A 21,754-nucleotide genomic window follows, 5' to 3' on the forward strand; every position below is an offset into this window, starting at 1 on the left:
TTTCTGCGCAATAAAAAAGCACGCTTTCGGGCGTGCTTTTTGTACGGCTGGTTACTTCAGGCACACTGTTTCACTTCACGCGCATGCCTGGTTTCGCGCCGCTGTCCGGTTCGAGCACGTAGATGCCCGGCTCGGCCCTCTCATCGGCGGCCGATGCGGCCAGCACCATCCCTTCGGACAGGCCGAACTTCATCTTGCGCGGCGCGAGATTCGCGACCATCACCGTCAGCTTGCCGACCAGTTGCTCCGGCTGATAGGCCGACTTGATGCCCGAAAACACGTTGCGGGTTTTCTCTTCGCCGACGTCGAGCGTCAGCTGCAAAAGCTTGTCCGACCCTTCGACCGCCTGGCAGTCGACAATCTTCGCGATACGAAGATCGATCTTCGCAAAGTCGTCGATCGAGATGATCGCCGATTCTTCACTGTCCGCCTTGTCGTCGGCCTTGCCGTTCGCCGCGGCGGCTTTCGCCTTTGCCCTGGCTTTCGCGTCGGCGGCAGGCGCGCCGGTTTCGGTTGCCTGCAGGGAGTCGCGGTTGGCCGCGAGCAGCGCCCCGATCTGCTTCGGATCGACACGAGTCATCAGATGCTTGTAAGCGTTGATCGGCCGGTCGCTGCTCAACGGCACGCTGGCGTCCGACCACTTGAGCGGCTCGATGCCGAGGAACGCTTCGACGGATTCCGCGAGCGTCGGCAGCACCGGCTTCAACGCCAGCGACAGCAGGCGGAACGCCTCGATACTGACGGAGCAGGTTTCGTGCAGCGCGACGGCGTTGGCCGGGTCTTTCGCCTGATCCCATGGCTTGGCGGAGTCGACGTACGCGTTGACCGTATCGGCGAGTTCCATCGTCTGGCGCAGCGCCCGGTTGTACTCGCGCGCCTCGTAGTTCGCGGCGATCTGCGGAATCGCGGCGCGCAACGTGGCGAGCAGCGGATGGTGCATCGCGCTGTCCTGGATGCGGCCGTCGAAACGCTTGATCAGGAAGCCCGCCGCACGGCTTGCGATATTGACGTACTTGCCGACGAGGTCGCTGTTCACGCGCGCCTGGAAGTCTTCGAGGTTCAAGTCGAGGTCTTCCATCGTGCTGTTCAGCTTGGCCGCGAAGTAGTAGCGCAGCCATTCCGGGTTCAGGCCCGTGTCGATCACGCTCTGCGCGGTGATGAATGTGCCGCGCGACTTCGACATTTTCGCGCCGTCGACCGTCAGGAAGCCGTGCGCGAACACGTTGGTCGGCGTGCGATGGCCCGAGAATTCGAGCATCGCCGGCCAGAACAGCGTGTGGAAATAGAGGATGTCCTTGCCGATGAAGTGGTATTGCTCCGCGGTGGCGCCCTTGCGGGTCCACGCGTCGAAGTCGATGCCGCGCTTTTCGGCGAGGTTCCTGAAGCTCGCGTAATAGCCAACCGGTGCATCCAGCCATACGTAGAAGTACTTGCCCGGCGCGCCGGGAATCTCGAAACCGAAGTAGGGCGCGTCGCGCGAGATGTCCCAGTCGGCGAGTTTGGCTTCCCCCGAATCGCCGAGCCATTCACGCATCTTGTTGGTCGCTTCCGGCTGCGCGAGGCCGCCGACCCAGCTCCGCAGGAAGTTCTCGCAGCGCGGGTCCGACAGACGGAAGAAGTAATGCGTCGACTTCTTGCGAATTGGCGTGGCGCCAGACACCACCGAATACGGATTAACCAGCTCGGTCGGCTGGTAGGTCGAGCCGCACACTTCGCAACTGTCGCCGTACTGGTCTTTCGCGCCGCACTTCGGACATTCGCCCTTGATGTAGCGGTCCGGCAGGAACATTTCCTTGACCGGGTCGTACGCCTGTTCGATCTCCCGCGCCTCGATCAGGCCCGCGTCGCGAAGCGCCGTGTAGACAGATTCGCTCAGAACCCGGTTCTCTTCGGAGTCGGTTGAATAGTAGTTGTCGAACGAAATGCCGAAGCTGTCGAAATCGCGCTTGTGCTCCTGCCAGACGCGGTCGATCAACTGCTTTGGCGTGATGCCTTCCTTCTCCGCGCGCAGCATGACGGGCGTGCCGTGCGTATCGTCGGCGCCCACGTAGTAGACCTCGTGCCCGTGCATGCGCAGGGTGCGCACCCAGATGTCCGTCTGGATATATTCGACCAGGTGGCCGATATGGATCTGCCCGTTTGCGTACGGCAGCGCGGACGTGACGAGGATCTGGCGACGGCCCGGCGGCGTGCCTGCGGTGAGATCGGTGGCGGGTGCTGACATAGGGATTCTGGGACTTGCGGAGGGACGAAACTTCGATTCTATCAGGGCGGCCAGCCACAGCGGGACAGGCCGGATGACCGGCAGGCATGGCAGCAGGAGTCTGATGCGCGGCCGCTCGAACGACGTTCGGGAAATGCGGAAGGGGCGGCCAGGGAGTCTGGGCTGAAGCGGCGGAGTTGGGAGGAGAGGCCGGAACGGCGCGGCGGGCACCCCTGAAGAACCAAAAAAAACCGGGGCTATTGGGCCCCGGAGCAACAACGACAAGAGGAGAATGGTGACGCGGCGGCATCGCCAGCCACGTACCGTAAAGAGAGACAACGGATTTGCGCGAGAGTTCGAAATTTTTTTCGAATCAGTTACCCGAAGGTTTCAATTCGACGTGCGGTGCGCGTCCGGCCTTGTCCGGGCGGACACGCAACCTGTGCCGATTCTCCTCTTTCGAGATCATCCCTTAGGCTGCTGACCCGGCTGGGCGGTAGCGCGCAGATAGATCTCGACGCGCCGGTTCTGGGCGCGGCCTGCTTCCGTATTGTTGTCGGCGACCGGCTGCGACGAGCCGTGGCCTTCAGCGGACAGGCGCTGCGGCGCGACGCCGTGCGTCCCGAGATAACTCACGACGCTTTGCGCGCGGTTCACCGACAGCGTCTGGTTGTACGCGTCCGAGCCCGTGCTGTCCGTATGACCGACGACCTGGGCGATCACTTCAGGGCTTCCGGCCAGCGTCTGAGCCACCTGATCGAGAACCGGTGCGAACGTCGGCTTGATCGCGTAGCTGCTCGTGTCGAACGTGACCGAGCTCGGGATGTTCAGCTTGAGCGAGCCGTCCGGCTGCTCGGTGATCTGCGTGCCGGTGCCCTTGGTTGCGCCCGACAGCTTGTTGTGGATCGCCTGCCAGTTATAGCCGACGATGCCGCCCGTCGCCGCACCCGCCGCCGCGCCGATCGCCGCGCCCTTGCCGCCGCCGAAGATTGCACCAATGCCCGCGCCGACAGCCGCGCCGGCGCCCGTTCCAACAGCGGTGTTGGTGCCCTGCTGGGTAGCGCAGCCGGCGAGGAGCGCGCCGGCCACCGCGAAGACCGTGAGGCGGGACATGATTTTCGTGTTCATTGTGGATCCTCTCTTCAGAAAAACGAGTCGTCGATGACAAGCCCCGGATGCCCGCTCCGATAACGGAAAAGGGTCTTCCGGCAGGGCGCCGCGCCAGCCACTACAATGACGGCTGAGGCACGCAGTGATTCGGCCCTATAGATTGCAGCCGCCGAAGGGTGCCCGGCAAGCGCTGTTTTCGCAATGCCGAGCAACAATTTCTTTCAATTTCGTGCAGCCGGCCGATGGTTCGATTCGACCGCGCCGCAAACCGTTCCTCGGAGTTTCAATGAGTATCGATCGGGCTTTGGTGGACGCCGCCCTCGCGGCCGTCACCGACCCCAACACTGGCCGTCCGTTCGCGGCGGCGAAGAACTTCAAGAACGTTTCCGTCAATGATGCAACGGTTAGCCTCGACGTGGTACTCGGCTATCCGGCGAAACGTCAGTTTGACGCCATCCAGAAGATCGTCGCCGATGCTCTGCTTCAGGTGCCTGGCGTGAAGGACGCCCGCGTGCAGGTGTCGCAGGTGATCGCCGCGCACACCGTCCAGCGTGGCGTAAAACTGTTGCCGAACGTCAAGAACATCGTGGCTGTCGCGTCCGGCAAGGGCGGTGTCGGCAAAAGCACGACCGCGGTCAACCTTGCGCTGGCGCTGGCGAGCGAAGGCGCGTCGGTCGGCGTGCTGGATGCCGACATCTACGGCCCCTCGCTGCCGACGATGCTCGGCATAGAGGGGCGTCCCGAGTCGCCCGATGGCCAGTCGATGAATCCGATGACCGGCCACGGCATGCAGGCCAACTCGATCGGCTTTCTGATCGAGCAGGACAACCCGATGGTCTGGCGCGGCCCGATGGCCACGTCGGCGCTCGAACAGCTGCTGCGGCAGACGAACTGGCAAGACCTCGACTATCTGATCGTCGACATGCCGCCTGGCACTGGCGACATCCAGTTGACGCTCTCGCAGCGCGTGCCGGTGACGGGCGCGGTGATCGTCACGACGCCGCAGGACATTGCGCTCCTCGACGCCAAAAAGGGTCTCAAGATGTTCGAGAAGGTCGGCATTCCGATTCTCGGCATCGTCGAAAACATGGGCATGCACATCTGCTCGAACTGTGGCCACGAAGAACATATCTTCGGCGCGGGCGGCGGCGAGCGGATGGCAAAGGAATACGGCGTCGAGGTGCTCGGCAGCCTGCCGCTCGACATCGCGATCCGCGAGCAGGCCGACTCCGGCCGGCCAACCGTGGTGGCGGATCCGGAAGGGCGCGTCGCGGAAATCTATCGTTCGATCGCGCGCAAGATGGCGCTCCATATCGCCGAGCGCGCGCGCGACATGACCTCGAAGTTTCCGAACATCGTCGTGCAGAACACCTGAGCCGTTCCGGCCGGTCCGCGCTGGCCATCCGGCCAACCTGCCGCAGGCGTCAATGCGGCCGGCTGGCGCGGTATCATGTCGGCTTCAAAGGTCCGGCAAAGCGGCCGCACGGGCGGTCGCTGGCCGGCAAGAGGATCGCATGAGACAACGAATCGACGGACAGGCGGTGCATGCGTTCATCGTTCTGACTGCCAGCAGCCTGCTTCTGTGCGGCTGCACTGCATTCCTGAGGCCACAGGAAAAGCGTGCCAATGCGCAACTTCTGCCTACCGTGGGCAGTTCCGCTCGCGGCTCCGTGACCTTCATAGAACGCTCGGACGGCGTGCAGGTCACCTACAATCTTGCGGGCCTTCCGCCGGATAGCGACCACGCGCTGCAGATCCACGAGCGCGGCGACTGCAACGCCACCGACGGCTCCAGTGCCGGTGCGGTCTTCTCGCCAGCCGCCGAGCGCCTGAAGATCGGTGCGCGGGTCGAGGGCGACCTGGGGAATATTCGCGCAGATGCGACCGGCGTGGCGACCGGCTTTATCGTGGCGCCCGATGTGTCGCTCGACGGCATCCGCTCGGTGCTGCAGCGCTCGGTTCTCCTGCACCGCGACGCGTCTGATCCGTACGCCTACCCGCAGCATGGCGCCGGTACTGCGCTCGCCTGCGGGGTGATCCGGCAGCAGTGACATACGATGATGTCGTCGGCACGCCGCCAGCCGAGGCATCACTCGATGCCGTCCCGGAGCGCGCGCGGTCGTGCCGGTTCCGGCAGGTTCGCGGGCATCCATCGGCCGTGTGTCCATCCGCGTTCGTTCGATCGCGTAAAATAAGCGCCTTTCGCCCGGCAGGGCCCTTGCCGGCCAGCCTTTTACCCCTCTCACGTGTCACGTAGCATTCATATATGACCATCAAATCCGACAAGTGGATCCGGCGCATGGCCGAACAGCACAACATGATCGAGCCGTTCTCGCCCGATCAGGTTCGCGTCTCGGAAGACGGCCGGAAGATCGTCAGCTATGGCACGTCGAGCTACGGCTACGATATCCGCTGCGCCGACGAATTCAAGATCTTCACGAACATCAATTCGACGATCGTCGACCCGAAGAACTTCGACGAGAAGTCGTTTGTCGATTTCAAGGGTGACGTCTGCATCATCCCGCCGAACTCGTTTGCGCTGGCGCGTACCGTCGAGTATTTCCGCATTCCGCGCAGCGTGCTGACCGTCTGCCTCGGCAAGTCTACGTACGCGCGTTGCGGCATCATCGTCAACGTGACGCCGTTCGAACCGGAGTGGGAAGGGCACGTGACGCTCGAATTCTCAAATACGACACCTTTGCCTGCGAAAATCTACGCGAACGAAGGCGTCGCGCAGGTTCTGTTTTTCGAAAGCGACGAGATTTGCGAGGTGTCGTACGCGGATCGCGGCGGCAAATATCAAGGCCAGCACGGCGTCACGTTGCCCAAAACCTAACGCGCAGCGCGCATTGACTCACCGGCTATACGGGTGACCGCTGCGCATCAGAAGCAGCGGTCGTTCTTTTTGGAGAATCGCCCATGAAGTTTCGTTTTCCCGTCGTCATCATCGACGAAGATTTCCGCTCCGAGAATATCTCGGGTTCCGGCATCCGGGCGCTGGCCGAAGCCATCGAAAAAGAAGGCGCGGAAGTGCTCGGGCTCACGAGCTATGGTGACCTGACCTCGTTCGCGCAGCAGTCGAGCCGCGCGTCGTGCTTCATCCTGTCGATCGACGACGACGAGCTGCTGCCGTATGTCGAGAACGTCGTGGTCGAAGGCGAGACGCCCGAACTCGCGGCCGCGATCATCGCGCTGCGCGCGTTCGTGACCGAAGTGCGCCGCCGCAACGCGGACATTCCAATCTTCCTGTACGGCGAGACGCGCACGTCGCGCCACCTGCCGAACGACATCCTGCGCGAACTGCACGGCTTCATCCACATGTTCGAGGACACGCCGGAGTTCGTCGCGCGCCACATCATTCGCGAGGCGAAGGTGTATCTCGACTCGCTCGCGCCGCCGTTCTTCAAGGAACTCGTGCAGTACGCGGAGGAAGGCTCGTATTCGTGGCACTGTCCGGGCCACTCGGGCGGCGTCGCGTTCCTGAAGAATCCGCTCGGCCAGATGTTCCACCAGTTCTTCGGCGAGAACATGCTGCGCGCCGACGTCTGCAATGCCGTCGACGAACTCGGCCAGCTGCTCGACCATACCGGCCCGGTAGCCGCGTCGGAGCGCAATGCGGCGCGCATTTTCAGCGCCGATCACCTGTTCTTCGTGACGAACGGCACGTCGACGTCGAACAAGATCGTCTGGCACGCCACCGTCGCACCGGGCGACATCGTGCTGGTGGACCGCAACTGTCACAAGTCGATCCTCCACGCGATCACGATGACGGGCGCGATCCCCGTGTTCCTCACGCCGACGCGCAATCACTTCGGCATCATCGGCCCGATTCCGCGCGACGAATTCAAGCCGGAAAACATCCGCAAGAAGATCGAGGCGAATCCGTTCGCGCGCGAGGCGCTCGCCAGGAACCCGAACCTCAAGCCGCGCATCCTGACGATCACGCAGAGCACGTACGACGGCGTGGTCTACAACGTCGAGATGATCAAGGACCTGCTGGGCGACCTGCTCGACACGCTGCACTTCGACGAAGCGTGGCTGCCGCACGCCGAGTTCCACGAGTTCTACCAGGACATGCATGCGATCGGCGCGGGCCGTCCGCGCACGGGCGCACTCGTGTTCGCGACGCACTCGACGCACAAGCTGCTCGCCGGCATCTCGCAGGCCTCGCAGATCGTCGTGCAGGACTCCGAGAACAGCACGTTCGACAAGCACCGCTTCAACGAGGCGTATCTGATGCACACGTCGACGAGCCCGCAATACGCGATCATCGCGTCGTGCGACGTGGCGGCCGCGATGATGGAGCCGCCCGGCGGCACCGCGCTGGTCGAGGAATCGATTGCCGAAGCGCTGGACTTCCGCCGCGCGATGCGCAAGGTCGACGCCGAGTACGGCGACGAATGGTTCTTCAAGGTCTGGGGCCCGGAAGAACTGGCTGAAGAAGGCATCGGCTCGCGCGAAGACTGGATGCTGCGACCGAATGACCGCTGGCACGGCTTCGGCCCGTTGGCCGAAGGCTTCAACATGCTCGACCCGATCAAGGCGACGATCATCACGCCGGGGCTCGATGTCGACGGCGAGTTCGGCGAAACCGGCATTCCGGCCGCGATCGTGACGAAGTATCTGGCCGAGCACGGCATCATCGTCGAAAAGACAGGCCTGTACTCGTTCTTCATCATGTTCACGATCGGCATCACCAAGGGCCGCTGGAACTCGATGGTGACCGAGCTGCAGCAGTTCAAGGACGACTACGACAACAACCAGCCGCTGTGGCGCGTGCTGCCCGAATTCGTGTCGCACCATCCGGCGTACGAGCGCATCGGCCTGCGCGATCTGTGCGAGCAGATTCACAGCGTGTACCGTGCAAACGACATCGCGCGTCTGACGACCGAGATGTATCTGTCGAGCATGGAGCCGGCGATGAAGCCATCGGAAGCATTCGCAAAGCTCGCGCACCGCGAGGTCGACCGGGTGCCCATCGACGAACTCGAGGGCCGCGTGACGTCGATCCTGCTCACGCCGTATCCGCCGGGCATTCCGCTCCTGATTCCCGGCGAGCGCTTCAACCGGACGATCGTCAACTACCTGCGTTTTGCGCGCGAGTTCAACGAGCGCTTCCCGGGTTTCCATACGGATATCCACGGGCTCGTAGGCGAGATGATCAACGGGCGCATCGAGTACTTCGTCGACTGCGTCCGCGGCTGATGGTCGGGCGCTCGACATGGGCTGCGCGCGCCTTGCTCTGCACGGCGGGCGTAGCGCTGACCCTCGCGGCCGGCACGGCCCGCGCGGAGGTCGCCGCGGCCGATCCGATCGACGCGGCGATGCGGCAGTGTCTCGCGCGCAGCGACCGCTCGTCGACCGCGGGTCAGGTGCAGTGCATGGACGCGGCGCAGGCTGCGTGGCAGTCCGCGGTGGATACCGCATGGCAGCAGTTGCAGGCTGTGACGCCGGCCTCGCGGCGCAGGGGCTGGGAAACCAGCCAGCGGCGCTGGAAGGCATGGCGGGAGGCTGAAGCGCCGCTCCTGAAGGCCGTCTTCGAAACCACCCACGGGACGATGTATGTGCTGTCCGAGGCGGACATGCAGTTGCAGCCAGTCCGTGACCGCGCGCTGGCGCTGCGCGCCGCCGCGGCGAATGCCCGCCGGGACGACAGCCCCCAACTGCGCCCGTGTTCGATGGACGCCCAGTGCGAACATGCCACTTACGATCTGAACCGCTACCTCCGGCAACTGCGGGCGAAGATGCCGCCACGCTCGCGTTCGACGCTGTCGCGCGCGCAGCGCGCGTGGATGGGATATCGCGATGCGACGACGCTATTGATCGACGAACGGAGCCGTGTCGATATCATTGGCGCGCGCGTGGCGACAATCAAGCGTCTCTCGGAGACGGTCGGCAACGACTGAGCCAGGCGAGGCGTCGTGATTCAGGTCAGGCCAGGGCCGGCATTACCGGGATGGCCGCACAGCCCGCTAGCTGAGCGAGAACGGTGGTTGACCGGGCGTCTGGGTTTCGAGCGCCGGTTCGCCGAGCAGATCGCGCGTGGCATCCTCGATGAAGAGGGACATCGCGCCTAGCGCGAGGTCGTTGTCCTCGGTGCCGAATGGTTCTTCGATCTGGGACGCGATCGCTTCCAGCGCCATGAAGGTGTACGCAACGAACACCGAAAAGATCGGCGTAAAGATGCCGATGCTATCCACGAGCCCGAAGGGCAGAGCCGCACAGAAGAAGTAGACAGTGCGGTGAATCATCACCGAATACGCAAACGGCAGAGGTGTCGACGCAATCCGCTCACATCCCCCGACGATATCCGACAGCCCGTTCAGATTGCGGTCGAACGCGAGCACCGTCCACGACTCGAGCCTGCCTTCACGCGCGCGCCGCTGCACCCATTCACCGAGCCAGAGCATGATGGTCGCCGGACGATGGCGCGACCCCATCACGCGTTCCAGAAGCGGCGTCGGCAGGCGCGCGGCGAGGTCCTCGCGCGGATCGCTCCTGCGCAGTTGATGACGCAGCGCGTGTGGAAACGCGCCGAGGACCCGCACGAATTCGCGCGTTTCGTCCGCGTCGGCTGCAGCGTTCGCATCGCCCGCATCGCCCGCATCGCCCGTATGGCGGGGAAACGTAAGCGCCTGACGCGTCATCGAGCGGGACTCGTTAAGCAGTTGCCCCCAGAGTTTTCGCGCTTCCCAGTATCGGTCGTAGCTGGCGCTATTGCGAAACCCGAGAAAGATGGCGAGTGCGATGCCGATGAGGGAAAACGGCGTGGGGTTGAGATTGACGGTGATCTTGAGAATGTGATCGTGCACGGCGACAGCGATGATCGATATGCAGAAAATCACGAGGAGACGCGGCAGCAGTTGCGGGAGGACAGAGCCTTTCCACGCGAGGAGCATACGAAACCAGTTCAGGTGAGGCCGGATGATCATGGGGGCGGAGCCGGGCGTAACGAAACCCCATTATGTCGAAAATGCAGGTAAGGATCAGGTTTTCTGCGTGCGTCGCATTGTCCGGGGGAGAGAAGGGGCACGGCCGACGGGGCAAGGCGTGCCTGTCAGCGACACAGGTAAGAGCAGTCGGCCGATGCCCCGTGATAGGGGTAGCAGATTAATTGCTGATGCGCCGATAAAGTGGTGATGCTGAGCGCAGGTTTTTCGGATTTGATTCTGCTGAGGAAGCCTGATGAAATCATGCGAGTGATCCACCAAAAAGAAAAAGGCGGATCCCTTAAAAAGAGACCCGCCTTCAGCCTGGAACTCGACGCGCGCTAAAGGCGCAAAAAACCAGCTTCAGCCAAGCCTGGCCCGCGCAGCCTGAACAGCGAGCAGCACCTGCTCAGGCGCAGTGCCTCCTGGATGGTTACGACTTGCAACCGAGCCTTCGAGCGTGAGGTATTCAAACACGTCTTCACCGATGAGGTGAGCCACGTTCGGCAGTTCATGGCGCATCTCGTCAAGGGAAAGATCGGCCAGGTCGCATTCGCGATCGACGCAGATCCGCACAGCGAGTGCCACGGCTTCGTGAGCGTCACGGAACGGCAGGCCGCGCTTCACGAGATAATCAGCCAGATCGGTTGCCGTGGAAAAACCCTGCAACGCGGCAGCGCGCATGGCAGCCGGCTTGACGGTAATCCCTGCGACCATTTCAGCAAAGATCCGCAGGGTATCCGCGACCGTATCGACGGTATCGAACAGCGGTTCCTTGTCTTCCTGATTGTCCTTGTTATAGGCGAGCGGTTGACCCTTCATGAGCGTGAGCAAAGCCATCAGATGGCCATTCACACGCCCGGTCTTGCCACGCGCCAGTTCGGGGACATCGGGGTTCTTCTTCTGCGGCATGATCGACGAGCCCGTGCAGAACCGGTCAGCCAGATCGATAAAGCCGACCCGCGGACTCATCCACAGTACGAGCTCTTCGGAAAACCGCGACACGTGCGTCATCACGAGCGCGGAAGCCGCCGTGAATTCGATCGCGAAATCGCGATCCGAAACCGCATCGAGCGAGTTCGCGCAAATGCCGTCAAAGCCCAGGGTCCTGGCGACCGCATGACGATCGATCGGATAGCTGGTCCCAGCCAGCGCAGCCGCACCCAGCGGCAGGCGATTGACGCGCGTGCGGCAATCGCGCATCCGCTCGGCATCGCGAGTGAACATCTCGACGTAGGCCAGCAGGTGATGCCCGAACGTAACCGGCTGCGCGACCTGCAGGTGCGTAAAGCCCGGCATGATCGTTCCGGCGTTCTGCTCCGCCAGATCGATCAGCGCGCCACGCAGATCCTTCAGCAGATCGCCGATACGGTCGATTTCCCCACGCAGCCAGAGCCGGATATCCGTGGCGACCTGGTCGTTGCGCGAGCGGCCCGTATGCAGACGCTTGCCCGCATCGCCGATCAGCGCCGTCAGGCGCGCTTCGATGTTCAGGTGCACGTCTTCCAGATCGAGTTGCCACTCGAATTCACCGCGTTCGATCTCACCTTTGATCTGCGCCATGCCGCGCTGGATCGCGGCGAGGTCGTCGGCGGCGATGATCTTCTGCGCGGCCAGCATCGAGGCATGCGCGAGCGACCCTTCGATATCGACGAGCGCCAGACGCTTGTCGAAGAAAACCGACGACGTATAGCGTTTGACGAGTTCCGACATCGGCTCCGAGAAGCGTGCCGACCAGGCTTCGCCTTTTTTGTGCAGTTGGGACGTCATGATGTTTGGCAGTGAAGAGGCGGTGAGAGGCGTGCGACGCGTACACGCGTCGCGGATGCGAAGAAGACAGCGATTTTAACATCCGGCGCAGGCATGACCCCCCGCCGCACCGGGCGCATTTCAGTTTCAGCGACCTGCGCCCGAAGCACTACAGCCGCACCAGCACCACCAGCTTCAGGTCTTCGCGATGCGCCGGCTTGAAGGTGATCTGGTCGTACACGATGTGTCCGTGGCGCGGATGGTTGAATTCGCGCCGTCCGCCTTCGCGTCCGCCTACGTCCTGCGACGCCCAGAACCGCGCGAAAGCATCGCTGGCGGTGCTCAGGGAGTCGATCAGCCCGCGGGTCGGCGCATCGTTCAGATGCCGGATCGAATCCGCCCGAAACTCGGCGGCAAGCCGTCGCGCCCGGATCTCCCAGTCGGCGATCAGCTCGCGCGCGCCGGGCTCGGTGAACGTGAAGCGCAACAGATTGCGGTCATGCTCGCCGTCCAGCCAGCCGACAAACAGGTCCGCCGCCCGCGCGTTCCAGGCGAGGGCGGTCCATTGCCGGTCGAGCACGTACGCGGGCGCGTCGATCAACTGGACGGTTTCGAGCAGCGTGGCGGGGGCATCGGCGGCGGCCGGGTCTGGTTCGGCGGGGTCGCGCTGGGCAGCCAGCTCGAACAGATAGGCCCGTTCGGCGCGCGAAAGCTGCAACGCCACGGCGATCCGCGCGAGCGCATCGGCGGAAGCGGACACGGGCCGGCCCTGTTCGATCCACGTGTACCAGGTCGGGCTCACGCTGCACAACTGCGCGACTTCCTCGCGGCGCAGGCCAGGCGTACGGCGGCGCGGGCCGGGCGGCAGGCCGACCGCCTGAGGCGACAGACGTTCGCGGTGGGCGCGGATGAAATCGCCCAGCGCGCGGGCGGGTGTGGCGTCGAGCGGTGGCGGTGAGAGGTCGGAAGCGGACGGCGGCGTCATCGTGTGCGTGAAGGGGGTGTTGTCGATACCAGAATAATTGCTCAACTTGTACTGGTACAGCGCGGGCTCTATTGTAGCGGCTCGGGCGGCAGAAATCGCACAGACGGGCCGCTCGCCCACCTCAACTAGACCCCTGCACGGGCAAGGAGCATCCCATGAAGCATCACGATCAGGTCGCCGACGCATTCGGCTCGACCGCCGCCTCTTACTTGACGAGTCAGGTGCACGCGACGGGCGCCGATCTGTCGACGCTGGCGGCGTCGATCCAGGCGACGCCCGGGGCGACGGTTCTCGATATGGGCTGCGGCGCGGGTCATGCGAGTTTCGCGGTGGCGCCGCACGCGAAGTCGGTGGTGGCGTACGACATCGCGCCGCCAATGCTCGAAACGGTGGCCGCCGCGGCGCGCGAACGCGGGCTCGACACGATCCGCACGCAGCAGGGCGCGGCGGAAACGCTGCCGTTCGACGACGCCTCGTTCGACTGGGTCATCAGCCGGATGAGCGCGCACCACTGGCACGACGTACCGAAGGCGCTTGCAGAAGTGCGGCGCGTGCTGAAGCCGGGCGGCCGGGTGCTCTTCATCGATATTGCCGGCAGCGATCACCCGTTGCTCGACACGCATCTGCAGGCGGTCGAGTTGCTGCGCGATGGCTCACATATCCGCGACTATCGCGCCGACGAGTGGATCGCACTGTTCGAAGCGGCTGGTTTCAAGGCGACGATCCGCGAACGCTGGCGCCTGCCGATCGACTTCGCTTCGTGGGTGGCGCGGATGCGTACGCCGGAGCCTCGTGTCGTCGCGATCCGTTCATTGTGGGCGGGTGCGCCGGATGAAGTGCGTCAGTATTTCGACGTGGGGGACGACGGCTCCTTCAAGCTCGACGCGCTGATGATCGAAGCGCGTTGATATCGGGGCGCAGCAGGAAATAACACGGGCAATAAAAAGGCACGCGATCCCGATGAAGGATCGCGTGCCCTTGCTCAAGTGGAGCATCCTGTCGCGCTTGACCCCGGCGTTCAGCCCGTATTGCGGAGCCCCGCGGCGACGCCGTTGATCGTCAGGTGAATCCCGCGACGCAGACGCGCATTCGTATCACCCGCACGGTAGCGCTTGAGCAGTTCCACCTGCAGGTGATTGAGCGGATCGAGATACGGGAAGCGGTTCTTGATCGACCGTGCGAGCAGCGGGTTATCCGCGAGCCGTTCGGTCTTGCCGGTGATCTCCGACAGCGCCTTCGACGTGCGCTCCCATTCCCCGACGATCCGCTCGAACACGTGCTTGCGCAGCTTCTTGTCGGTGACGAGCTGTGCGTAGCGCGACGCGACCGCGAGATCGGTCTTTGCCAGCACCATGTCCATGTTTGACAGCAGGTTCGAGAAGAACGGCCAGGTCTTGTGCATCTTCTTCAGCAGGTTCAGACGCCGTGTGCGTTCGGCGTCAGACGGTGCGCTGTCGAGGTGCGCCGCGACCGCGCTGCCGAAGCCGTACCAGCCGGTCAGGAGCAGACGGCACTGACCCCATGAGAAGCCCCACGGAATCGCGCGCAGGTCTTCGATCTTGCGCTGCTTCGGATCTTGCAGCTTGCGCGAAGCAGGCCGGCTGCCGATGTTCAGCTCGGCGATTTCGGAGATTGGCGTCGACAGGAAGAAGTAGTCGGTAAAGCCGGGCGTTTCGTACACGAGCGCACGATATGACGCCATCGCCGTATCCGAGAGCTGCTGCATCGTCTCCTCGAACGCGGGCAGTTGTGCGGGCGCATTGCCGTGCGGCAGCAACGATGCTTCGAGCGTCGCGGCCACCACGGTCTCGAGATTGCGCCGGCCGATCTGCGGATTGCCGAACTTGCTCGCAATCACTTCGCCCTGCTCGGTGAGACGGATCTGGCCGTCGACGGTGCCCGGCGGCTGCGACAGGATCGCCTGGTAGGTCGGGCCGCCGCCGCGGCCGACTGTGCCGCCGCGGCCGTGGAACAGACGCAGCGTCACGCCGCGCTCGTTGAAGAGCGACACCAGCGCCAGTTCCGCGCGATACAGCTCCCAGTTCGACGTCAGGAAACCGCCGTCCTTGTTGCTGTCCGAGTAGCCGAGCATGACTTCCTGCTCGCCGCCCTGATGTTCAATCAGCGAGTCGACGCCGGGCAACGCGATCAGATCGCGCATGATATGCGGTGCGTTGCGCAGATCGGGAATCGTCTCGAACAGCGGGATCACCATCAGGCCAGCTCTCGCCGGCTGTTCCGGATTGCCGAGCAGGCCCGTCAGCAGGCCGGTTTCCTTCTGCAGCAGCATCACTTCGACCAGATCGCTCACCGTCTCCGTATGCGAGATGATGTAGTTGCGCACCGCGCGCGGGCCGAATTTCTCGCGCGTCACACGCGCCATTTCGAGCACGCCGAGTTCGCTCTTCGCGAGGTCGGAGTACTCGGCAAACGGCAGGCGCAGCGGGCGCGGCTGTTCCAGTTCGGCGAGCAGCACGCGCAGCTTGTCGGCTTCGGAGAGCGCCGCGTAATCGTCCTCGACACCGGCGCGCTTCAACAGCTCGGCGATCACGGCCTCGTGGATGTCCGAGCTTTGACGCAGATCGATGCTGGCCAGATGGAAGCCGAACACTTCGGCGGCCCGCGCGAGCGGTGACAGGCGCGGCGTGGCGAGCGAGGCGCCGTGATGCTCGGCCAGCGAATCCATCAGCACGTGCAGGTCGCGCACAAATTCCGAGGCGTCGGCGTACGGCGTCGCGCGCACCGGCTTCGCGCCGCGGCCCGCGCTACGGACGGGCACGACCCCTTCGCCGAGGCGGACCCGAGCGCTCGCGGCGAGTCGCGTGTACATGCCGATCAACGCGCGGCGGTACGGCTCGTCGACGCGGTGCGGCGACTGGTCCGGCGAGGCCGCCGCGAGTTCCTTCAGCGCATCGCTCGCACCCGAGAGCAGATTCGACACCGACAGCTCGGCGCCGAGCTTGTGCACCTGTTCAAGATAGTGTTCGATGATCACCGCTGCCTGGCGCGTGATCGCTTCTTCGAGCGTCGCGGCGCTGACGTTCGGATTGCCGTCACGGTCGCCGCCGATCCAGCTGCCCATCTGGAAGAACGGCGGCAGGCGCGCCGGCAGACCGTGCTCGGCGAGCGCGGCTTCGATGTCGGCGTACAGCGCCGGGATTTCTTCGAGGAAGGTCGCACGGTAGTACGACAGCGCGTTTTCGATCTCATCGGCGACCGTCAGGCGCGCATCGCGCAACATCCGCGTTTGCCAGAGCGACGTCACGCGGGCACGCAGCATCGCTTCGTTGTGCGCACGTTCGCGCTCCGTCAGCGGCTGGTCGCGCTCGGCGAGGAGGCGCGCGAGGTCGTGTTCGGCGTCGAGAATGCTCTTGCGCTGCACTTCGGTCGGGTGGGCCGTCAGGACGGGCACGATCAGCGCATCGTTGAAGAACTGCTGCAGCACGGGCGTCGGCGCGGCTTCCGCTTCCATCAGCCGTTCCAGCGCGTACGCGATCGTGCCCGGCCGCGCCCCCGCGCCCGCCAGCGCGTGAATGCGATTGCGACGATTGCGATGGCGGTCTTCGGCGATGTTCGCGAGATGCGAGAAATAGCTGAACGCGCGCACGACGCTCACGGTCTGTTCCGGGCTCAGCGAGCGCAGCTTCTTTTCGAGTGTCTGCGCGGCGGCGCTGTCGTCTTCGCGACGAAAGCGCACAGCCGTCTGGCGGATCGTCTCGACGACGTCGAATACCGCGTCGCCTTCCTGTTCGCGCACGACGTCGCCGAGCAGGCGTCCCAGATAGCGGATGTCCTGGAACAGCGGCTGATCCTTGTCTTCGCGTGTGCGGCCACCGGTTTTTGCCGGCGCCGCGTCCGCGACCGGCGTGAGCGCGGCGGGGTCGGCATGGCCATTGGCGGCGCCATTTTGTGCCACGGCGTTCGCCGCGGCCTGGGCGTCGTCGGGCGCAGCGCGGCTCGCGCCGGCTTTGATGGGTTTCAGGGCCTTCGCGGGTTTTGCCTGTTTTGCGCCTTTGGCGGCGGCTTTAGTGGCGGCTTTATCGACTTTTGCGGCTTTGGCCGCTTTGGCCGGCGTGGCCTGAGTGGCGTTCGCAGCCGTTGAAGCATTGAGCGATGCAGTGTTGCGGCGGGCAGGGCGCGCCGATCCGGAAGACGTCACGATGGGTTTCCTCAGGGAAGCCAGGGTCTATTGATGATGGACTGCTGTTACAAGCCAACTGCGGCCAACTGCGGCCAACTGCGCAGGCGAGCTGCGCTCGCTGTCGCGCGCCGGTATGCACCGGGGCACGACAGCGCGGGGACTGCCGGAACGACATGCACGCGTGGATGCAATCGAGGAAGGAAATGACTCGCCCCACGGTCCGCCGCATTGCATCATCCCGCATGCAGGCGCAGGGCGCGCGAACGACCGTGCGTGAAGCATGGGGGCGGATCCAGCGGCAACGCCCGGGACGGGCCCGTCTCCTCCATCGATGCCACGCCAGTACGGCCATCTGGCCGGGTTAGAGACGCTGGCGTGCGTGCTAACATTGATTGTTATTCGATCCCGTCTTCCAAAGACCTTGCAATGAGTTCCGAGACCAATTCAGCGCTACCCCGCACGCTTGTGATCGCTTCGCGAGAAAGCCGCCTTGCCATGTGGCAGGCTGAACATGTGCGGTGTGCGCTGCACAAATTATATCCATCTTGCGACGTAAAAATCCTCGGAATGACAACACGTGGCGATCAGATTCTCGATCGCACGCTTTCGAAGGTTGGAGGTAAGGGGCTCTTCATCAAGGAACTCGAAAACGCGCTGGCCGATGGCCGCGCCGACCTGGCCGTCCATTCGCTCAAGGACGTGCCGATGGAACTGCCGGAAGGCTTCGCGCTTTCCACGATCATGGAGCGCGAAGATCCGCGCGACGCGTTCGTGTCGAACACCTATGACTCGCTGGCGGCGCTGCCGGCCGGCAGCGTCGTCGGCACCTCCAGCCTGCGCCGCGAGGCCATGCTGCGGACCCGCTATCCGCACCTTGTCGTGCAGCCGTTGCGTGGCAATCTCGACACGCGGCTCGCGAAGCTCGACCGAGGCGACTACGCGGCGATCATCCTGGCGGCGGCCGGCCTGAAGCGGCTTGGCCTCGCTGAGCGCATCCGCGCGCTGCTCGACCCCGAAGACAGCCTGCCCGCAGCGGGCCAGGGCGCGCTCGGCATCGAGATCCGCGCGGATCGTGCTGACCTCGCCGCGTGGCTTGCGCCACTGCATCACGAACACACGGCTGCGGCGGTGGAGGCTGAGCGGATGGTGTCGCGCGCGCTGGGCGGTAGTTGCGAGGTACCGCTCGCGGCTTACGCAAGCTGGCATGACGGTGCGCTGCATCTGCGCGGCATCGTCGCGACGCCCGACGGCCAGCGCGTGCTGCACGCACAGGCGTCCGCGCCCGCGCCGACGGTCGGCGCCGCTATCGAGTTGGGGCGCAAAGTGGCAGCCCAGCTCGAAAGCCAGGGCGCACTCGACATCGTCCGCGCGCTATCCGCTGCGAGCGGCAACGCATCCGGCGCGTGATGTCATCCAGCGCGCCGCCAGAAGCGGGCATCGATCCTCCTGCCGGCGTGGTTGCACCGGTGTTCACCGTCGTCGTTACACGCCCGGCCGGGCAATCGTCCGGACTGATCGGGCTGCTCGCTACAGCGGGCGTGGAGACCCTCGAGTTCCCGCTGATCGATATCGCCGACGTCGAGGACGCTGGTCCGCTGCGCGCCGCACTGGCGTCGCTCGAAAACTATGCGCTGGTGGTATTCGTTTCGCCGAATGCGGTCGATCGGGCGTTCGCCCACCATGACGCGATCTGGCCGCATGCGCTGCCGGTTGGCGTGGTAGGGCCGGGCAGCGTCGCGGCGCTCGCGCGCCATGGCGTCGAGGCGCCGGGGTATCGCGTGATCAGCCCGGCCGTCGCGGCCGATGACGACGCCGCTCGTTTCGATTCTGAGGCGCTCTTTGCGGCGCTGGAGGCGTCGCTCGGAACCAGCGGTTTTGAAGGGCGGCGCGTCCTGATCGTGCGCGGCGACGGCGGCCGCGAATGGCTCGCGGACCGGCTGCGGGAGGCGGGCGCGCAGGTCGAGACGGTCGCGGCTTACCGGCGCATCGTCCCCGAGCCGTCGATCAGTGTCTGGGCGCGCGTGCACCGGCTGTTGTCCGGCGAGCCGCACGCGTGGCTCGTCACCAGTTCCGAAGGGGTGCGCAATCTCGACGCGCTCGCGCAGGACCATCTGACCGCCGGCGAGATCGCGCAACTGAAACGCGCGGTGCTCGTCACGCCACACCCACGCATCGCGCAGACCGCGCGGGGAGTGGGTTTTGATAGGATTACGGTGTCAGGCGCGGGCGACGAGCGTATCGTCCGCTCGTTGCTCGCTTCCGCAGCTTCCGTTGCTTCCGTTGTTAAACCGGTACCGTCCAACCCGGCTCACTCACGCATGACAGAATCGAACGCTTCCACGAACGCCCCAACTTCGCCGGCTGCCATGCCTCCGTTGCCGCCGAACCCTCCCTTCACGCCCTTCGAAGCGCAGAAGCCGCGCAGCATGAGCGGACCGCTGCTATGGTTCGTGCTCGTCGTGGTGATCTGCGCGGTGGGCGTCGGCGCGTTCGCGTTGAACCGCAAGGTCGATCGTATGGAGCAGCAGCTGGTGCAGCGCCAGCAGGCCAACGACGCACTCACCGCCGCGCTGAACGTGAAGACGGAACAGGCGCTCGCGACCGTGCATCAGTCTGATTCGCAGGTGTCGCAACTCGAGGGCAGGCTTGCCGATGCCCAGGCCGGGCAGCAGGCGTTGCAGCAGCAATACGCGGACCTCGCCCGCAACCGCGACGACTGGACGCTCGCCGAAGTCGGGCAGATGCTGTCGGCCGCAAGCCAGCAGTTGCAGCTCACCGGCAACACGCAACTTGCGCTGTTTGCCCTGCAAAGCGCGGACACGCGTCTTGCGGCATCGGATGCCGCCCAGGTGATCGCGGTACGCAAGGCCATCGCGCAGGACATCGACAAGCTGAAGGCCGCGCCGTCCACCGATCTCACGGGCCTCGCGATCAAGCTCGACAACGCGATCGAGCAGATCGACGCCCTCCCGCTTGCGGGTGAGGCGCCGATCGGCCACGCCACCGCGCACGCCGCCACGCCGCCCGATTCGACGAAGGTCGCGGCCGCAACCGGCGAGCCGCGCTGGAAGGTGTTGTGGTTCGAGTTCACGAAGGGCGTCGGTGAACAGCTGACGAGCCTCGTTCAGATCCGCCGCATCGACAATGCCGACGCGATGCTCGTGTCGCCCGATCAGGGCTACTTCGTGCGCGAGAACCTGAAGCTGCGCCTGCTGTCGGCGCGGCTTGCGCTGCTGTCGCGCAACCAGACCACGCTCAAGTCCGACCTGCGTGCGGCTGACGTCGCGCTGGGACGTTACTTCGATAACTCGTCGAAGCGCGTGCAGACGGTGCGTGAACTGGTCAAGGACGTCGATACAGGCTCGGCCGCAGTCGAACTGCCGAATCTGAACACGAGCCTGCAGGCTATTCATCAATACCGGAGCCGGGGGTAATCATGGCAATCCGGGGACTTCTTTGGCTGGCCTTCCTGTTCGTGATCGCGGTCGTGCTGGCGACAGCCGGCCGCTTCGACACCGGCCAGGTGCTGCTCGTCTATCCGCCATACCGCGTCGACATCTCGCTGAACCTGTTCGTCGTCGGTTTGATCGTGATGTTTATCGCGCTGTACGCGCTCCTGCGCGCCATCCGCAATATCTGGCGCATGCCGCAACGTGTCGCGGCCTTCCGCGCGCGGTCTCGTGTCGCGAAGGCGCATGCGGCATTGCGCGATGCGATCGGCAATCTGTATGCGGGCCGTTTCTCGCGTGCGGAAAAGGCGGCGCGCGATTCGCTCGCGAACCCTGACAACAAGGGCGCGGCCGGTCTGATCGCCGCAAGCGCGGCACATCGTATGCACGAATATGCGCGCCGCGACGAATGGCTTGCGCAGATCGACGAAGCCGAGCTGCAGGATGCGCGTCAGATGGCCACCGCCGACATGCGTGCCGACGGCCGCGACGCGGACGGTGCGCTGGAAGCGCTCAAGCAGATGCAGACGCAGGGCGGCCGGCGCATTCACGCGCAACAGATCGCCCTGCGCGCCCAGCAGCAGTTGAAGAACTGGGGCGAGGTGCTGAAGCTCGTGAAGACGCTGGAAAAACGCGAGGCGATTCACCCGGCAGTCGCGGTGCGGCTGCGTCAACTGGCAGCCGAGAATCTGCTGCGCGACCGTCGTCACAATGCGGACGCGCTGCTTGAACTGTGGCATTCCCTGTCGGCGACCGAGCGGCATTCGCCGCGACTTGCCGATCTGGCGGCCGAGTTGCTGATTGCGTTGAACCGTCCGAACGACGCGCGCAGGATCGTCGAGGAAGCGCTCGCGCAGAACTGGGACGCGCGCCTGCTGCGCCGCTACCCGGATACCGCAGGCGACGACGCGCTGCCGCTCATCCAGAAGGCCGAGGCGTGGAAAAACGAGCGCCCGGAGGATGCGGATCTGCTATTCGCGCTCGGACGGTTGTGCCTGCGTCAGCAGCTTTGGGGCAAAGCCCAGTCGTTCCTCGAAATGGCGCTGAAGCTCGCCGACAACGAGCCGCTGAAAATCCGCTCGCATCGCGCGCTCGCGCGGTTGCACGAGCAGCTGGGCGATACCGCCAAGGCCAGCGAGCACTATCGGGAAAGCGCGCTGGCGATGAATGTGGTTTGAGCTGTTCTGG

15 protein-coding genes are annotated in these 21,754 nt (G+C 64.6%); 9 read left to right on the top strand and 6 right to left on the bottom strand.

Annotation, left to right across the window (positions count from 1 at the left end; all coding sequences use genetic code 11):
• Positions 1-70 precede the first annotated feature (70 nt).
• Positions 71-2,224 (bottom strand): methionine--tRNA ligase, encoded by a 2,154-nt coding sequence (gene metG, locus P3T23_RS23775; RefSeq protein WP_429318566.1) that lies wholly within the window; start codon positions 2,222-2,224, stop codon positions 71-73.
• Positions 2,225-2,668: 444 nt separating this feature from the next.
• Positions 2,669-3,331, bottom strand: a complete 663-nt coding sequence (locus P3T23_RS23780; RefSeq protein WP_429318567.1) for an OmpA family protein — start codon at positions 3,329-3,331, stop codon at positions 2,669-2,671.
• A gap of 268 nt (positions 3,332-3,599) precedes the next feature.
• On the opposite strand from P3T23_RS23780, the gene apbC reads away from it, so the two are divergent.
• From apbC to P3T23_RS23805, 5 genes are all read left to right on the top strand, one after another.
• Positions 3,600-4,688, top strand: coding sequence for an iron-sulfur cluster carrier protein ApbC (gene apbC, locus P3T23_RS23785; protein ID WP_429318568.1), 1,089 nt, complete (start codon positions 3,600-3,602; stop codon positions 4,686-4,688).
• 139 nt (positions 4,689-4,827) lie between these two features.
• The gene (locus P3T23_RS23790) at positions 4,828-5,364 is read left to right on the top strand and encodes a superoxide dismutase family protein (protein WP_429318569.1); all 537 of its coding nucleotides are present in this window, start codon (positions 4,828-4,830) and stop codon (positions 5,362-5,364) included.
• 215 nt (positions 5,365-5,579) lie between these two features.
• Entirely contained in the window at positions 5,580-6,149 is a 570-nt protein-coding gene (dcd, locus tag P3T23_RS23795) for a dCTP deaminase (RefSeq protein WP_429318570.1), read from the top strand.
• An 83-nt stretch (positions 6,150-6,232) separates the two neighbouring features.
• Entirely contained in the window at positions 6,233-8,518 is a 2,286-nt protein-coding gene (locus P3T23_RS23800; RefSeq protein WP_429318571.1) for an Orn/Lys/Arg decarboxylase N-terminal domain-containing protein, read from the top strand.
• The gene (locus P3T23_RS23805) at positions 8,518-9,219 is read left to right on the top strand and encodes a lysozyme inhibitor LprI family protein (protein ID WP_429318572.1); all 702 of its coding nucleotides are present in this window, start codon (positions 8,518-8,520) and stop codon (positions 9,217-9,219) included. The genes P3T23_RS23800 and P3T23_RS23805 overlap by 1 nt, the downstream gene beginning before the upstream one ends.
• 66 nt (positions 9,220-9,285) lie before the next feature.
• Here the strand turns inward: P3T23_RS23805 and P3T23_RS23810 are convergent, their stop codons facing one another.
• The 3 genes from P3T23_RS23810 to P3T23_RS23820 all read right to left on the bottom strand — a co-directional run bounded on the left by P3T23_RS23810 (position 9,286) and on the right by P3T23_RS23820 (position 12,976).
• Positions 9,286-10,245: a bestrophin family protein gene (locus P3T23_RS23810; RefSeq protein WP_429318573.1), complete on the bottom strand. Its 960-nt coding sequence runs from the start codon at positions 10,243-10,245 to the stop codon at positions 9,286-9,288.
• A gap of 360 nt (positions 10,246-10,605) precedes the next feature.
• The gene (argH, locus tag P3T23_RS23815; protein WP_429318574.1) at positions 10,606-12,012 is read right to left on the bottom strand and encodes an argininosuccinate lyase; all 1,407 of its coding nucleotides are present in this window, start codon (positions 12,010-12,012) and stop codon (positions 10,606-10,608) included.
• A 148-nt stretch (positions 12,013-12,160) separates the two neighbouring features.
• Positions 12,161-12,976, bottom strand: a complete 816-nt coding sequence (locus P3T23_RS23820) for a helix-turn-helix transcriptional regulator (RefSeq protein WP_429318629.1) — start codon at positions 12,974-12,976, stop codon at positions 12,161-12,163.
• A gap of 155 nt (positions 12,977-13,131) precedes the next feature.
• On the opposite strand from P3T23_RS23820, the gene P3T23_RS23825 reads away from it, so the two are divergent.
• On the top strand, positions 13,132-13,884 hold the full coding sequence (locus P3T23_RS23825) for a class I SAM-dependent methyltransferase (protein WP_429318575.1): 753 nt from the start codon (positions 13,132-13,134) through the stop codon (positions 13,882-13,884).
• A 110-nt stretch (positions 13,885-13,994) separates the two neighbouring features.
• Here the strand turns inward: P3T23_RS23825 and ppc are convergent, their stop codons facing one another.
• Complete coding sequence (gene ppc, locus P3T23_RS23830; RefSeq protein WP_429318576.1) at positions 13,995-17,135, bottom strand: phosphoenolpyruvate carboxylase; 3,141 nt, start codon at positions 17,133-17,135, stop codon at positions 13,995-13,997.
• Positions 17,136-17,543: 408 nt separating this feature from the next.
• Here ppc and hemC point away from each other — a divergent pair, with 408 nt between their 5' ends.
• From hemC to P3T23_RS23845, 3 genes are read left to right on the top strand one after another with little or no spacing between them, the layout of a single operon-like run.
• Entirely contained in the window at positions 17,544-18,524 is a 981-nt protein-coding gene (gene hemC, locus P3T23_RS23835) for a hydroxymethylbilane synthase (RefSeq protein WP_429318577.1), read from the top strand.
• Positions 18,524-20,551 carry a fused uroporphyrinogen-III synthase HemD/membrane protein HemX gene (gene hemDX, locus P3T23_RS23840; protein ID WP_429318630.1) on the top strand — a complete coding sequence of 676 codons (2,028 nt, stop codon included), beginning with the start codon at positions 18,524-18,526 and terminating at the stop codon, positions 20,549-20,551. The genes hemC and hemDX overlap by 1 nt, the downstream gene beginning before the upstream one ends.
• Before the next feature lie 2 nt (positions 20,552-20,553).
• Complete coding sequence (locus P3T23_RS23845; protein ID WP_429318578.1) at positions 20,554-21,744, top strand: heme biosynthesis protein HemY; 1,191 nt, start codon at positions 20,554-20,556, stop codon at positions 21,742-21,744.
• Positions 21,745-21,754 lie beyond the last annotated feature (10 nt).

This window comes from Paraburkholderia sp. GAS448, from assembly GCF_050435685.1.
Classification (GTDB): domain Bacteria; phylum Pseudomonadota; class Gammaproteobacteria; order Burkholderiales; family Burkholderiaceae; genus Paraburkholderia.